The organism is Winogradskyella marincola (assembly GCF_029624125.1).
Taxonomy (GTDB): Bacteria; Bacteroidota; Bacteroidia; order Flavobacteriales; family Flavobacteriaceae; genus Winogradskyella; species Winogradskyella marincola.
Genome location: NZ_JARSBN010000007.1, coordinates 1 through 16,602 on the forward strand (window position 1 = coordinate 1; position 16,602 = coordinate 16,602).

At 33.2% G+C, this 16,602-nt stretch carries 10 protein-coding genes; 5 read left to right on the plus strand and 5 right to left on the minus strand.

Annotated elements, in window-relative coordinates:
* Window positions 1-81: 81 nt before the first annotated feature.
* From P7122_RS12440 to P7122_RS12460, 5 genes are all read right to left on the minus strand, one after another.
* Window positions 82-1,980, minus strand: a complete 1,899-nt coding sequence (locus tag P7122_RS12440; protein ID WP_278006132.1) for a putative porin — start codon at window positions 1,978-1,980, stop codon at window positions 82-84.
* 198 nt (window positions 1,981-2,178) lie between these two features.
* Window positions 2,179-4,152 carry a S8 family serine peptidase gene (locus P7122_RS12445; RefSeq protein ID WP_278006133.1) on the minus strand — a complete coding sequence of 658 codons (1,974 nt, stop codon included), beginning with the start codon at window positions 4,150-4,152 and terminating at the stop codon, window positions 2,179-2,181.
* A gap of 123 nt (window positions 4,153-4,275) precedes the next feature.
* Window positions 4,276-5,022, minus strand: a complete 747-nt coding sequence (locus tag P7122_RS12450; protein WP_278006134.1) for a hypothetical protein — start codon at window positions 5,020-5,022, stop codon at window positions 4,276-4,278.
* A 10-nt stretch (window positions 5,023-5,032) separates the two neighbouring features.
* Window positions 5,033-6,520 (minus strand): RagB/SusD family nutrient uptake outer membrane protein, encoded by a 1,488-nt coding sequence (locus tag P7122_RS12455; RefSeq protein ID WP_278006135.1) that lies wholly within the window; start codon window positions 6,518-6,520, stop codon window positions 5,033-5,035.
* A 16-nt stretch (window positions 6,521-6,536) separates the two neighbouring features.
* Window positions 6,537-9,767, minus strand: a complete 3,231-nt coding sequence (locus P7122_RS12460; protein WP_278006136.1) for a SusC/RagA family TonB-linked outer membrane protein — start codon at window positions 9,765-9,767, stop codon at window positions 6,537-6,539.
* Window positions 9,768-9,982: 215 nt separating this feature from the next.
* Between P7122_RS12460 and rnhB the strand changes: the two genes are divergently transcribed.
* The 5 genes from rnhB (at window position 9,983) to P7122_RS12485 (ending at window position 16,552) form a co-directional block, all read left to right on the plus strand.
* Window positions 9,983-10,585 (plus strand): ribonuclease HII, encoded by a 603-nt coding sequence (gene rnhB, locus P7122_RS12465; protein ID WP_278006137.1) that lies wholly within the window; start codon window positions 9,983-9,985, stop codon window positions 10,583-10,585.
* Window positions 10,586-10,615: 30 nt separating this feature from the next.
* Window positions 10,616-12,979 carry a ribonuclease HII gene (locus tag P7122_RS12470; protein WP_278006138.1) on the plus strand — a complete coding sequence of 788 codons (2,364 nt, stop codon included), beginning with the start codon at window positions 10,616-10,618 and terminating at the stop codon, window positions 12,977-12,979.
* An 81-nt stretch (window positions 12,980-13,060) separates the two neighbouring features.
* Window positions 13,061-14,599, plus strand: a complete 1,539-nt coding sequence (locus P7122_RS12475; RefSeq protein ID WP_278006139.1) for an OmpA family protein — start codon at window positions 13,061-13,063, stop codon at window positions 14,597-14,599.
* Between the two features lie 119 nt (window positions 14,600-14,718).
* On the plus strand, window positions 14,719-15,768 hold the full coding sequence (locus P7122_RS12480; protein ID WP_278006140.1) for a nucleoid-associated protein: 1,050 nt from the start codon (window positions 14,719-14,721) through the stop codon (window positions 15,766-15,768).
* Window positions 15,769-15,988: 220 nt separating this feature from the next.
* Window positions 15,989-16,552: a hypothetical protein gene (locus P7122_RS12485; protein ID WP_278006141.1), complete on the plus strand. Its 564-nt coding sequence runs from the start codon at window positions 15,989-15,991 to the stop codon at window positions 16,550-16,552.
* Window positions 16,553-16,602 lie beyond the last annotated feature (50 nt).

Here is a 16,602-nt window from a genome sequence, read left to right on the forward strand (position 1 = left end):
TGAAATTATTTTTGCCTTTTTTTAACCCCAAACAACCAACACCTTGTATAACAACTATATGAGGTCTTATTTTTTTTTTGATCACAAGAAAAAATCCCAAACTAAACCAAATCGAATAGTGAAATCTCTATATGGATGGTTTGGAGCTGAGAAATAATCATAACCTGTGAATGATGAATTAAAGTGCTCAGCTTTTAAAAAAATGCGTGTTTGCCTTACTTTAGCATTTATAAAAAAGTCTAATCTTGGAAAGCCGCCAAGCTTGGTTGTGTTCTGTGTATAGAATTCTGCCAAAAGTGGATCGTAACCATTCATATTATACTCTGTAAAATAATTGAATGTTATACCTGTTTGAAGCTGCATGGCTTTTTTAAAGATATGATTAGAATAATAAAGGGTATTTCTGGAAATAAAAGTAGGTACATTTAAAACTTCAGAATCGCTAAGAACATTTTGATACATTATTGTATTATCTAATGCAAACTTACCTACCTTGATCTCTCTTTGTGCTTTTACTCTTATATATTGTACTGATCTATTATACTGCTTTGGTTTTATCACTTTAACACCTTCATCATCTATCTGCTCTAAATTGAAATATGTATAATTTTCAATATTAGATAAATCAAAAGTGGCATTAAATAGTTTTTGAGATTGAATGTTGAATCTTAACTGTTGAGTATTTACATTTTTAAAATCATTGAAATTATACCAATTATAATTAGTATAATCACTTTGATATAAAAGATAATTATAGTTTGGCAACTTAGAACTGACATTTACACCACCTGATATCCTAATATCGTCACTTAATTTTAAACCTAATTCTGCGTCAATATAACTACCTGTAAATTCATCGGACAAATTTAAACTTGCTTTACTTTTTAAGTTTATAGATTTTAAAGTTTTATTATACGACGCATCTAGTCCAATATAATTTCCTTTAATTCTATTTGGTATTAACTGATCAGAAAATAAAACTACGCTATTGTAGCCATAATTAATATCTGTATAATTAATACCAAAACTTACCTCTCCTAAAAGGTCGTTAATGTATTCTAAATAAATTTTTGTTCTAAAATCCTCTAAAGTTACTTTATCATTAATTTTACTCGTAAATGAATCTCCGAAAAAAGCACTAGAAGGTGTATCTTGATAATATTGGAAATATTTATCCTCAAAAGAGATTTCGTTTACGACGGCAAGCCTATTAGTATTAGTTGAATCTTTTTGGTTGACTATAGCATACGAATGATTTAAGAAAAAGCGCTTACCCTCTAAGATGCTTTCAGCATTTTCAATATTGAGATCAAAAACTGACCTATCAATAAACTCTTCATCACCTGATGTGAAACTTTCAATATCGTCATCTTTAATGCCACCATTCTCTTGATTGAGTAAATCTTGCATAACAATATGAGCCTTTGCCGTATACCTATTATTCTTTGTTATATAATTAGTACTTATTCTAAAATTTCCTGTACTTGTTAAAGCATCTTGATAATTCCCCAGTGACCTGAGACCTTTATAGGCAATTGAAAAATTGAACTGTTTGGATAGATTTACTGAAAAGAATGCATCTAACATTTGCCCTTGCTCAAATGCTGTTTTATATGTCAATCTTGTCCATGGTGTAGGAACCTGGTAATATTGCACATCATTTTTGTCCATATAATTATAATGCCTAGCTCTTGCACCAAACAATGGGCTGGTTTCAAAATTAATTGCATTAAAGCTTAATGAATTATACGTCTGACCTATGTTGGCAAAAGGCATTAAACCAAAATTATCTTTTTGAAGATAGTTGAACTTGTAATCCTTCCTTATTGTTAGTGTAGTATCAACCATAGAAGTATCTACCTCTGTATTGAACTGCAAATACATATCTATTGAGGCTACATCTTTAAAACCTCGAGACCGTTTAGTGTCCGTAGAATCATTTAAGTTTCGTGAACCTTTAGGAGCGTTTGTACTATTCAATTTTATTTGAGCATTAACATTCGCTGTAACAAAACAAAACAAAAAAATTATAAATATTTTACGTCGCATCTATTCAAATATAAACTAAAACAAAGTAAACTATATTTTATTGTTTTAGCGAGAAGAATTACAAATTACTTAACACAAAAAAAGACCAACATGATTGTTGGTCTTTTAATTTTGATTTGAATTATAGAATTATTCGATAACAAGCTTATGAGATGTTGTTCTATTTCCCTCTGAAATATTTACCATATAAACACCTGCTTTAGCATTTTCTAAAATAATCTTTTCTTTAAAAATCGAAGATGTATTTGTAAAACTATTGTTATATACAAGTCTACCTTGTAAATCATACACATCTACTTTAACATCATTACTTGTACTATTACTATTAGACTCAAAAGTAATAGTGAACTTACCTTTAGAAGGGTTAGGATAAACAGCTAACTTCCTAGCTAAATCATTATCATCAACGCTTAATGTTAAGTTATTACCTGTAACTACTAATGAAAAATCTTGACTTTGAGGATCGAAAGGTCCACCTACAGTTCCTTTTAACGTACCTTTATGAGAAACTGTTAATGTATACATACCAGTAGCAGGCACATCAATATCAACTCGTTCTATATTATCTACAATATTATCGCCTTTTGAGTTTGTAAATGCACTTCCAGAAAAATCAAGCTTCCAAGGCATGTATGTAGTAGTGCCATCAGAAATACGTAAATCTAAATCATTCACTAATCTTGGTGTAGGGTCATTAGCTGGACCATTGGCAATATTACCTGGCATATCTGTCCAACAAATAGTAGCTGATAATTTTTCTCCAGCTTGAGCAGAGAAAGTATAGGTGTATGTTTCGCCTTGACCTAAAGTCAATTCATCAACAACAGCCTGAGAACCATCAGCATCAGTAAGTGTTTGTGCTGCTTCACGAGCATTTAAGAAACCCCATCCAAACTTTGGATCAGGACCTGTAGCCGCGTTATCATCTATTGCAGTATGGCAAACCAAGGCTTTTAACGTTGAAGAATTCATATACTCTCCTCGTAATTGACTGTAATACTGTTGTAACAAAGTTAATGTACCAGTAGTATTAGGAGCTGCCATAGAAGTACCTGTAAAAATTGAGTAAGTATTATTAGGAGTCGCTGATTCTAAATCAGTACCATCAGCAGCTATATCTGGTTTAATACGCAAATCATCCGTAGGCCCCTGACTACTTCCTGTATTAATAATTAAATTTGTTAACTCATAGTTACCGCTAAAAAGGGGTTGTTCAGCTGAGGCTGGACTTGCGTTTGCTACAATTAAACTGTTTTTTGCATTTTTATCTGTAGTTAATTTATCATAACCAGCTAACATTCCACCGGAATAACTAACTGTACCTGAATTACCAGCTGAATACACTCCTAAATATTTAGGATTATTTCTAGCAATGAGGTCAACATTTCTAGCACTTTGAGTATACGCTCCAATTAATGATGCATCTAGCTGACTACCACCAGTTCCTATTGGTACACCATATGAATGGTTTGATAAAATGATAGGGTTAGTAGCAGCATTTACGGCTGAAACTATTTCAGTCTCATCATTATCCCAATTATAGGATTTAACATTAACATTAGATGCCATTCCATGCGCATCAACATTTACTCCTTTTGCTGAAATAGTCCCTGCGACATGGGTGCCATGAGTACTGGAAGGACCTGGATCATCAGTATCTGACATAGAATTATCAATTACTGTAACACGTGTAACTGTATTAGTAGAATTTTGAAATTCTGCATGTGTATTATCTACAGGTCCACCATCCCAAACACCAACTGTCATACCAGTGCCGTCTAAATCTAAGCCCATGCTTCCACCTACCCACAACTCTACTGTTTTGGTTGCTCTTGCAGCTTCTAGGTTATCCGTAGATCTATAAATTGGTTTCCCATCATAGACATCATATATACACACTAATTTATATCCATCATTGACTAAAGTAGCTTTAACAGAAGGGTTATTTAATAAAAAAGTATTTACTCTTGCTTTTCTTAAATTCTCTTGTTCACTAAGTTCAACAAGCAGTTGTTTGTTTTCTTCAGAAATATCATTACTTAATTCTTGGGCATAAATACCGTAGGTAAAAAGTAATACAATAGAAAATAAAATTTTTCTCATGTTCATAGGTATTGAAATTTTTGACGCAATATAAAGATATTTTAAATCATATCATAAATAAAAATAAAAGGCCACCTCTATGAGGTGACCTTTTAAAAAATTTGTAATTACTAAATAATTAATCTAGTTGACTGTATAAGTTGCAGAATCTTGTGTTGTAACAGGATATCCACCACCAGCATCTGGTGTTGATCCTGAAGCTAATGTAGCCCCGCCAGATGTCACAGTATAACTTGTACCTCCGTCTCCATATAAATCATATACAACGATACCATAATTTCCAGAAGGTAAACAGAAATCAAAGCTTATAGTACTGTTATCTAAATCATCATACTCACTACCCGAACCTCCTGTCTGAACAACAGTTGGAGTCCCAGATAAATCATATATTTCCCATACACATTCCTCAGCATAAGCATCAAATGTTAATTCTAAACTTACTATAGTATCTAAACACGTTTCTGTAAAATTTAGGGTAAGAGGATTACCAAAATCCATACCTACTTCATCAGAGAAATCTAAAATTAAACTTTGAGACACAAAGCTTAAATCATCATTATCTGTAACTGTTATTGATATAGATCCTACATTAGATCCGCCAGGAATAGTAACTGTTGAAGGTACTGTGTAAGGGCTAGCTAATGTTGAAGCATCATCAACAATTACAGTATATGTACGATCTGAACTAGTTGTTTCACTTGCTGCAACAGCTACTTCAAAAGTTTGTGTTGCACCATTGTCTACAGTATAGGCTCTTGGACCTTGCTCAAAACCTACATAGTTAGACAACTCTGAACTATCGTCTTGTTCACAATTGAACATTAAGGTTACAGCTAAAAAAACTGTAAAATATTTAAAATATTTATTCATAATTTTAATTTTAGTTTTGGCCGTTAATAAGTCCATTATTAATAATTTCAACTTCAGGTATTTGGAAACTCATCTCATCTGAATCGTATGCAAATGACTCGCCTGAACGATACACATGGTTAGTTCCACGAGTTACTGTGGCTTGATTACGTTTCATTGCTAAATAACTCTTACCTTCACCCCAAAGTTCAATTCTTGTTTGTAAGTAAATTTCGTCAAGAAGAGCTTGACCTGATAAAGGTGTAATTGTAGCAGAGGCTTCTGCAGCACCAACACGTGGTGTTAAAAAGTCTATCATCATCGCCTTAGCAGTTGCTTCACCACCAGCAGCACCTGATTTAGCAGCAGACTCTGCACTTAAAAGAATAAACTCTTCTACTCTCATATGAATTAAATCAGTAGTAATTATATACTGTCCACCAATAGTACGACCTGGATCAAAAAATTTGTTGATTGGCTGTAAAGCTCCAGTAGCAGTAGCAAATTGATCTTTTCTCACATCACCTTCAGGGATTTGAGAATATAATAAATCATCAATAGATTTAGAATCACCAGCCCAAGCATAACTATAGGTAAAAGGATCTACTTGACCCCACCAATCAATTAATTGGTGTCCTAAGTCTTCTGTTAAATCATAACCCCAGATCCAAGATGCGGTATTCACATCATTAAAACCAGAACCTGCTCCAGGGAATACTAATTGACCAGCTGTAGTTGGAGAATAAGCACTAATTAAATTATCTGCTTGAACTTTTGCTTCAGGGTACATCCCCATAGCAGCATACGTATATGCTAAAAATCCTTGTGCTACAGTTTTATCAATTAAATTCTTAGCAGACCTAGTATAACCATCCAATAACTCAATAGCGTGAGTTAAATCACTAACTACCTGATCATATATATCTCCTGCAGGCACTTTAGCCAAACTAAAAGTATCTATATTATAGAAAGGCAGTACTTCTTGCGCTGGATCATAAGATCTTTGATACAATTGTAGCAAATAGAAATATGCATAAGCACGATAAGTCTTTGCTTGTCCTAAGATTCGTTTAGACTCATCATTTTCAGGCACAACATCATTTCCTCCAATAGAAGAAATCACAGTATTTGCAACACTGATAATTCTGTAATAGTATATCCAAATTATCTCATTTTCTTCTTGGGTAAAATCTACAGGTGCAATTAAGTTAGCAGCATCATTATACCAACCATAAGCACTAGTTGAAAGTGCCATATCACCACAAGTCATATCCATCCAAATATCTACAGCCTTTTGTCCAAAATCAAAATGTCTAGTACCAGTTACTGCAAATGGTTCAATAATAAAACTTGTAATACCATTTAAAGATCCTTCTAACAATGCAGGATAATTATCTGAATGATCTGCTATTGTTTCTGAGGTTAAAACATTTGTTTGTTCTCCTTCTAAAAATTCATCGTTACACCCCAAAAAAAACATTGAGGTTAACATCATTCCGTAAATTAACTTTTTTTTCATATTCATCACTTTTTTTTTAAAATTCTATTTTGGCACCAAGACTAAAAGTGGTCATCGGCATATATATACCTGAATTACTAGAACCAATTAAAGTTGTTGGGTTTAAACCATCTCTTGCACTCAACATCATTAAATTATCTCCAGAAATGTATACGTTAAATTTGCTAAGTTTTAGAGCTTCTACAGCATCAGCTGGCAAATTATATCCTAACCTAATATTGTTAAGAGATAGATAATCAGCCTTAGTTAAGAAACGTGTTGACGTACCATTAAACTGCACATCTGTATTAAAACCAGCTGATTGTCTTGGTACATTAGTAATATCTCCTGGCTCTTGCCACGCATTTTGCATATCAGTATGCCAGTTTGTCGTACCAATTAAATCTCTATTCTCCATCAATCTAGCATAACCAGAGTCGTAAACATATCCGCCGATGCTATAACCAAATTGAGCAGATAAATCAAAATTCTTAAAACCAGTATTTATACGGAAACTTCCTCTTACATCAGGAATAGCCGATTTACCAACATATTTTTGAGTTCCTTCACTGTAGGTTGTTGTTGTTCTTTTTTGAACATTAGCATCAGGGTTTTCATCTAAATACACTGTTAAACTCGTAATAGTTTCATCACCATTAGCTTCATTAAACACACCATCACCATCAACATCGTTATAATATGAATACCATAAAGCCGATCCAGTTGCCGGATCAACACCAGCCCATTCTCTCATATACCAATCGTATAATGAGTGTCCTTGAGAATATCTACCATCTAATACTTTTGGCTCGCCAGTTGAAAAATCTATAGGCATTTCTACAATTTCGTTATCAAACATTTCACCATTAACATTAAGAGATAATCTAAAATCATTTGATGGTTTAAACACTTGAACTGTAGCATTAAACTCTATACCACTATTTCTAAGCTTCCCATCGTTATAAAGGATATAATCATCACCTGGAGAAGGTGGTAAGGTTTGCTCAAAGAAAAGATTAGTAGTATTCTTCACATAGTAATCTACATCTAAATCTAAATAACCATTAAACCAAGTACTCTCTAAACCAACCTGAGCAACTTTAGATGTTTCCCATGTTAAATCTACATTTTGTGCTTCACCATTAGGTGAGTAAGAAATAGAACCATCAGCAGTAGTATTGATATTAAAGAATTTATAACCGTAAAGTGTATTTACACCTTGATCCCCTATTACACCATAACTAGCTTTAAGCTTTAAGTAATCTATGAAATTTACATCAAAGAAATCTTCTTTAGAAACTACCCATCCTAAACCAACAGAACCAAATGTACCCCATTTATCTCTAATAAATCTAGAAGAACCATCACGTCTAACAGATCCTGTTAAAAAGTATTTCTGAGCGTAGTTATAATTTACGTTTGCAAAATAACTATCTAAACTAGTTCTTGTTGTATAATTAGATGCTCTACCAAATGATGTAGTATATTGATTCAAACTTAAAGAAAAAGGTATAATTGCAGTCTGAGCAGCAGCACTAAAGAAATCAAATCTATTTACTGTAGATTCATGCGCTACAAAAGCTTCAATACCGTGATCTCCATACTGCTTAGAAAAACGCAACATTTGAAGGAAGTTTTGATTAATATTTGTACGCTCAGTTCTGCTTAAGAAACCTTGACTAGAAGCACCTGCACCGTAGTAAGGGTTTTGCATTGAAGAAGCATTGAAAGTATTATATTGACCACTATACCTTGTCTCAAACTTTAACCAATCTGTTATATCTACACCAACGTTAAAGTTAGCCAGCACTGTCATTACATCAGTTCTTGACAAATCATAATTAGCATCTGCAATACCATTTGTAGCATTCCATGCTCTACGACCATATTCGTTACCATAATCATATTGGGATCCACCAAAAATTGGGTCCGCCACTAAAACACCGTCAGTATCCCTAAGGAAAACATCATATATAGTTGGCGTTGTAGTTGTTAAGGCAAATACATTTCCAGAACTACCTGCAGAACCTTCTGAACTTGATGAGTTGGTATATCTACCACCTGTTAATGCTATATTACTACCAACAGTTAACCAATCATAAGGTTTGTGCTCTACATTTAATCTCGTAGTATAACGTTTGTAATTAGACTTAATAGCATAACCTTCATCATCTAAGTATCCAAAAGAAAGTGCAAAACGAGTTTTCTCATTACCACCTCTAACCTGAACGTTTGCTTCGGTTCTAAGCCCGTCACTAAACGCTGCATCAGCCCATTTAGTCGGTGTAAATCTTCTTGAAATACCAGAATTAAACTCTCCAGTAGCTGGATTGATTAAATCAGCACCAGCAGCGTTCCATATATTATAAGCATTATTAATACCTTCTGTAGTACCATAAAGATTTGCACTTGCCCAAGCAGCAGGATCTGACTCACCCAGCAAAAGACCTTTATTTTTTAAAGACCTCCAAGACAATTCAATATAATCTTCAGGCGACTCTATCACATCATATTGAGGCAAATACAGTGTATTAACACTTGTTTTAAAATCTACAGATACAACTGTTTTTCCAACCTTACCTTGCTTTGTTGTAATTACAATCACACCATTAGCACCTCTAGATCCGTAGATAGAAGTCGCAGCAGCATCTTTTAAAATTGTCATACTCTCAATATCCGCAGGGTTTATCGACGAAAGATCACTCGTATAAGGAGCACCGTCAACTATATATAATGGATCACGGTTACCATTCACAGAACCAAAACCACGAATACGTACTGTTGCATCAGAACCCGGAGCACCAGACCCAGCAACAACATTAACACCCGCTACCTCACCTCTAAGTGCTTGAGAAACATTCGAAACAGCCTTTGCTTCAACATTTTCAGTTTCAATTTTAGTTGCGGTACCAGTGTAAGCTTCTTTAGTTGTTGTGTTATATCCTACAACTATTACTTCATCAAGAGAATTACCTTCTTTTAAAACAACGTCATATACATTAGATGCACCTACTGTTACTTCAATAGGATCCATACCAACATAAGATATAACAAGAATATCTCCTGAATTAACTCCAATGGTATACTTACCATCAAAGTCAGTTTGAGCACCTTTAGTAGTACCCTTTACAATTACACTTGCTCCAGGAAGCGGTAAACCGTCCGATTCAGTTGTAACTGTACCTGTGACCATTTTTTCTTGCGCAAAAGAAAATTGCATCACGAACGCCATAAAAAGCGTTAATAACCATGTTAACTTTAATTTCATAAAACAATTATTTGAGTTAGTCTAGTTGCAAACATCTTAATTAAATATTAAATAAACAAGCGTTTTTGCCAAAAAAATGTTAATGGTTTTGCGATTTCATCAACAAAACTTAACTATAATTTAATTAGTGTTTTTTGACGCTTAACTCATTACATAGATACCAAAATTGTAAAAGGGTTGCGTTAAAATATTAACTTTGTTCAAATTTTAACATTTTGACATTAAAAACTCAATTCTCTTCTTTCGATTTTGAATGTGGCACCGATGAAGCTGGCAGAGGTTGTCTAGCTGGCCCTGTTACTGCTGCTGCAGTTATACTACCTACAAACTTTAGTAACAAAGTATTAAATGACTCTAAACAGTTATCTGAAAAGAAAAGGATGGTTTTAAAACCTATCATAGAGGAGCTATCCTTATCCTATGGCGTGCAACACATTTTTGAAGATGAGATAGACTCCATAAACATACTTAACGCTTCCATAAAAGCTATGCATGGTTCTATTGCTCAACTCAACATTGTGCCTAATTATATTATAGTGGATGGAAACAAATTTAAACCCTACAACTCCATTCCGCATCAAACTATTATAAAAGGAGATAGTAAATACCTTAACATTGCCGCAGCTTCGGTTTTAGCAAAAACATACAGAGATCTTTATATGGAAAAAATCCATGAAGAGTTCCCTATGTATAACTGGAAAAAAAACAAAGGCTACCCAACCAAAGAACACAGAGCTGCAATAGAAAAATACGGAGTTACAAAATATCATAGAAAATCCTTTAGATTATTACCAGAGCAATACTGTTTAGATTTATAACTTTTTATATTTGTAAATATATCTTTACATATGAAGCCATTTGGATTTTTACTGATTTTACTTTTTACTTTATCATCTTGTCAAAAAGACTATAATTCTTCAAAATCTCCTTATAAATTTATTTCTTCAGACACTGAAGTTGTTATTTCAATAAATGAGTTAAGCGACTTTACAAGTAGCATAAAAGAACACAGCATTCTAAATGGTATATATAATAAGGAGTTAAACAAGACATCAGAAATACTTAAAAACTTAAATACCTCAAATAAGGTTTATGTTGCGTTCTTAAATTCATCAGCTACAGAAAATCTTATTTTAACAAAAAACGACTCCTCTTTATTTATTGTAGACTCCATACCAAATCATATTTCAGAAAATTTACCAGAGTTTAATATTACCAAAACACAAATTGACTCTATCATATTTTACCATAAGGTTTTGAATAATGTATTTGCAGCCTCAAACAATTTAGATGTCATTAAAAACCTAAAACAGAACGAAACAAAAAATAAGCTTACCGATTTATTAGAAACAGTAGAAAATAAAACAATTGCTTCTGTAATATTTAAATCAAAAACCTCAAACTATTCAAATCTTTTATTTTCTAACACTTTCAAAGAATCTAATGACAATTACTCGTTAATCGATTTAAATTTCTCTGACAACAACCTACATTTTAATGGCATTGTAACTGCCACTGATTCTATATCTCAAATTTTAGATTGTTTTAAAAAGACCATTCCGCAAACTACAAAGACAATAAATATAGCTCCTGCAACTACCCAGTCTTTATTTAGTGTGTCTTTTGATGATTACTCTCTTTTCAAAAACAACTTAAAAAAGTTAAATTCTAAAACACCTGATAGCACTAAAACATTTTTAAACTTTACAAACGAAATTGCTCTGGCAGACAACACACTAATCCTCCACTCTCTGGACGCAAATCTTATTGTAGAAACTATTGAAGAAAAATCTATTGCAGAAACTTTTAGAGATGTTGACATCTATGAATTTGAAAATACAGCGTTTTTCAAACAAAGACTACAGCCAATTATTAGTTTCGAAACTGCCAGCTACTTTTTTAAACACGAAGATTTTGTTGTGTTTTCGGACAATATAGAAACCTTAAAATCATTTCTTTCTGATGCGCTAAACGACCAAACCATAGCTAATTCTGAAGCTTTTAAAAACATTGAATCCTACCTAAGTGACGACGCTTCAATCTTTATCTATAAAAACAATGATAAACTTTCTGAACATTTAGGCATTGGCCTAAAAAATTATCATGCCAATGTGGTGCAATATACATACGAAGACAACTACGCTCACGTCAATGGAGTTATTGAAGAGTTCAAAAAAAGAGCTGCTTCTAATTCGGTGACTGAAACATTTACAACTGGCTTAGATGCTCAAATCATCTCACCTCCACAAACGGTAGAGAATTACATTAACAACACACACGACATTGCGGTACAAGACACCAATAACGTACTATATCTTATCTCTAATTCAGGGAACATACTTTGGAAAAAACAACTTCAAGGAAAAATACTCGGAAAAATAGAACAAATAGATATGTACAAAAACGGAAGGCTACAATTGGCTTTCACCACACCAAACCGTCTTTATGTTTTAGACAGAAATGGTAATGACGTTTCACCATTTCCAAGAAAATTTAATGATGAGATAACGCAACCTCTTTCGGTATTTGATTACGACAAACAAAAAAACTACAGACTACTGGTAACACAAGACAAAACCCTTCTTATGTATGATGTCAAAGGAAAAGCTATTAATGGCTTTAGGTACAAAAGCAATTCTAAAAGCATAACATCTCAACCTAAGCATTTTAGAATCGGAAGCAAGGATTACATTGTGTTTTCTACAGAAGACAATCTAAAAATTCTTAATCGCCAAGGCAGCGTTAGAATAGATGTAAAAGACAAGATTCGTTTTTCTAATAACGAGGTTTATCTCTATCAAGACAAGTTTACATCATCAAACACTCTTGGGCAACTCGTGCAAGTAGACACTAAAGGAAAGATAAGTCGAAAAGATCTCAACCTTACAGACAAACACAATATTACCACCACAAGCAAAACTTTGGTTTCTATGTACGAGAACAAACTCTACATCAAAACCCGAAAGTTAGACCTAGATTACGGTGTTTACACAGCACCAAAAATCTTTTACCTTAACGATAAAATCTATATTACCACAACAGATTTACAGTCTAAAAAAGTATATTTATTTGACAGCCAAGCAAAATCCATTCCTAACTTTCCTGTTTTTGGAACTTCTTCCGCAGAATTACAAAAACTCGATAAGAGCAAAGGCTTAGAATTAATAACTCAGACTGACGATAAAACAATAGTTGTTTACAAACTACATTAATTTATCAACCATTTATAATTTTCATTTTTAAGTATCGATAGTTCTTTTTATTTTTAGAGCGCTATTAATCAATCACTTAAAATGAATTTCACAAAAATCATTCTTGCGTTTTGCGTTATACTCATTATTTCTCCCACGCTTAACGCTCAGACAAAAAAAATTAAACGCCCCAAAAACAGAGTTGGCGTTACTAGTGTAGATAATTTTGTTCAAGAATCGTTTGATTTATATGACAAAGTATACAAATATGATGGCTACGCAGCTTCCGGCCAGTCTCTAGATGATGACGACATAGATGTCCTTGAAGAAGCACTAGACGAAATGTCTTCTCTTAGCGAAAGCGCACCTGATATTTTAAATGATCTAGACGGAGTCGGTGTTTTAAAACAAGGAAAAGCCACTTTGCAGATGAACAAAGCAAAGAAAGCCTTAAAATACAGTATAAAAACTGCCAAAGAACTTCTCTTAGGACAACGAGAACGCAAAACAGAAAACGAAGATAACAACTCAAAATCCGATGAAGATTTAGATGATGAAGTTAGTAACATTGAAAATAACAATGACGACACTATTAAAAATGCAAATACAAATGTGTCTGACGGTCTAGAAGTCTACAGCAAATACGATTTTGTACCAGGCGATAAGCCTATTTTCTTTGATGATTTCACCAATGATTTCATTGGAGATTTACCAAGCAAATGGAATACTAATGGCTCTGGAAACATCGTAAAATTCAATAAAGTTGAAGACAACTGGTTCGAGCTAAAAGCAGGCTACAGATTATTTGCCATACCAGACATTAACCAACTGCCAGAAGACTACACCATAGAGTTTGATTTGCTCACTTCTGGCCTAAGCAACCAAACATCCTCAGGCACAAGACTCTTTATAATATTGAGTGATGCAAATACCTTTACACAAGGCGAAAGTAGCTATGTATCAATTTCAATTCCATTAGGTCAATACGCGCCTTTTGATATTGATGCGTATAATTTTTTCGACAATCAAAATGGAATGATTAATTCTGGCTTATCAGCAGATATAAGAGACGAAATTAAAAACCAGCCACACATTGCTATTTCTGTAACCAAAAAACGTTACAGACTCTGGGTTAATGAAGTAAAATATGTAGACATCCCAAGATTTATTGAAAAACTAAACATTCTCAATTATTTAAAATTCCATGTTTACGGTTTAGCAGATGGAGAAGAACGTGTTTTTATCAAAAACGTTAAAGTTGCAGAAGGCGGAATAGATCTAAGACGCAAATTAATGTCAGAAGGCAAAATATCTACCAATGGCATTTTATTCAATTCAGGTTCAGCTAACATACAACCACAATCTTTAGGAATTGTAAGGCAAATTTCTCAAGTGTTAATGCAAGATAACAGTATAAAACTCAACATTGTTGGGCATACAGATTCTGATGGTCCTGACGACTCTAATCTAAAACTCTCTAAGGACAGAGCTGAAGCTGTAAAAAATGCTTTAGTAAGTATTTACAATATTTCTTCAGATCGTCTTACAACTAATGGTAAAGGCGAAACAGAACCTGTTGCAGATAATGGCACAGCAGATGGAAAAGCACAAAACCGACGTGTCGAGTTTATAAAAATATAACGGTAACCAAATCTAAAAGTCCCTGGGTCAGAAAACGCCAAATTTATTTTGGCGTTTTCTTTAGTTTTAAGCCATTCCTTTTGTAGTATTGCAAACACTATTTTCTTATTTATTTTCTGATGATAAAACGACAAAAAGCCTCAATAAAACACTGTATTATTCATAAGGTTGGTAACAAGTTTAACGACACTAAAAATGCTTTCTCAGACACAGACGTACACTTTGATGAAGCTACATACAACCTTATGCTACCTTATTTACTAAAGCCTTTTGTCAGTGTTGCCGAGAGCTATCGTTTTCATCATCATAGCAACGTTGGTCTTAATGAAATCAACACCTACTCTGAGCAACTTTTTAAAGAGGAAGCCGATTTTGTAGAGACCTCAAAACACATCGTAACACATTTATACGAACAGAGTAATTCTGCCCAAATAAAAACTGGAGATGTATTGGTTTGTCATTTTGAAAACATACAATACGAAGACTTTTTTGTAGATGCCATTGGTATTTATAAAATTGAAAATAAAACCGAGTTTTTTCAGACCTATTTAGAAGAAGGTAACTACGATATTTTGGTGCAAAAAGGAATTCAGGCCAAAAAGGTCGACAAAGGTTGTCTAATCCTAAACACCTCAGACATGGAAGGCAAAATAGTGTTTAGCGTAGATAATAACACTTACGATACCCATTACTGGATTAAGAGCTTCTTAAACATTAAATATCCAGACGATAGCAACCAACACACCAAAAACTGCATAGAGCTTTGTAGAGAGTTTTCTAAAGAGGTTTTGCAACCCAATTTTGGCGGCCAAGAGCAGAGTAATTTCTTAGCAAAAACAGTAGACTTTTTTAAAGAAAATGAAATTGTAAATATTGAAAACTTTAAAGAAGAAGTATTTGAAGAGGAAGACCAAATACAACTTTTTGAAGACTACAAAAAAACCTACGAAGCCGAAAACAACGTACTCATTAGAAACCAATTTGATGTCTCAGAACGCGTCTTAAAAAAGCAAAAACAAAAGATAAAACCTGAAATAAAACTAGACACCAACATACAGATAAAACTCGATGTTGATGCACCAGATGCTTCTGCTGAATATTTAGAACGCGGTTATGACGAAGAGAAGAAGATGCACTATTACAAGGTGTTTTTTAATGAGGAAGCTTAGGTTGACTTTGTAGAAATTTTCAACTAACTTCGTCTTATAACTCACTTTAGTTATTTAAATAGGTTTATAGCGATAAGACATGACATAATAGATGAAATACGCACTATATCTTCTTTTGTTTTTTAACTTTTATTTCTCACACTCTCAAGTGCAATTAAACCTATATTCCCTTGATGAATGTAATGGAACGGTAAAAGAGCTAAAATTTTCTATTGATATAATGAACAATCCAAACGTTGAAATAGATTATGACCCTTTGGAAATTTATGATTCAAAAATTGACTCTATACCTGTAGGAACCTTTTTGAGTATTGTCTACGAAATTGAAACATTAGGACAAAATCAATATTCATCTGTTGGATTAAAAACATATGAATTTGAAAAAGAAGGTGTATACAGAGACACTATTGTAATGCCAAAAATACGTTATATGTCAACTAAAGAGCACCATAATAGTGAAGACTATTATTTTAACTGCTCAAAACTCTGTAATGGAGATGAAATTGATTTCTATACAAATGGTAATAAACGATTGGAAGGAAAGTTTAAAAAGGGAAAGCCAAAATTAATTACGTATTTTAGACAAGATGGAAGTAAAAAAAGAACGGAGTTGTATAATAAAAAAAGATTCGTTCCTTTTAAAATATTGTACTATAACGATAATAGTGAGTTGATTAAGTATGAGATTCGTACGTCAAAAGGAAGGAAGACTATTATAAAAACATATGACAAGAATAAAAAGCTGATTAAAACTGAAGTTATCAATCATAGAATCCTTCATTAATTAAGTAATTTAAACAAATTCGTTAGACGAAATCCACATCAAAAGTAATT

What these genes read in the sequence shown, in the direction of transcription:
- P7122_RS12445 (WP_278006133.1), bottom strand. Translation starts at nt 4,152, where the DNA reads ATGAGAAAAATTTTATTTTCTATTGTATTACTTTTTACCTACGGTATT.
- P7122_RS12450 (WP_278006134.1), bottom strand. Translation starts at nt 5,022, where the DNA reads ATGAATAAATATTTTAAATATTTTACAGTTTTTTTAGCTGTAACCTTA.
- P7122_RS12455 (WP_278006135.1), bottom strand. Translation starts at nt 6,520, where the DNA reads ATGAAAAAAAAGTTAATTTACGGAATGATGTTAACCTCAATGTTTTTT.
- P7122_RS12460 (WP_278006136.1), bottom strand. Translation starts at nt 9,767, where the DNA reads ATGAAATTAAAGTTAACATGGTTATTAACGCTTTTTATGGCGTTCGTG.
- P7122_RS12470 (WP_278006138.1), top strand. Translation starts at nt 10,616, where the DNA reads ATGAAGCCATTTGGATTTTTACTGATTTTACTTTTTACTTTATCATCT.
- P7122_RS12475 (WP_278006139.1), top strand. Translation starts at nt 13,061, where the DNA reads ATGAATTTCACAAAAATCATTCTTGCGTTTTGCGTTATACTCATTATT.
- P7122_RS12480 (WP_278006140.1), top strand. Translation starts at nt 14,719, where the DNA reads ATGATAAAACGACAAAAAGCCTCAATAAAACACTGTATTATTCATAAG.
- P7122_RS12485 (WP_278006141.1), top strand. Translation starts at nt 15,989, where the DNA reads ATGAACAATCCAAACGTTGAAATAGATTATGACCCTTTGGAAATTTAT.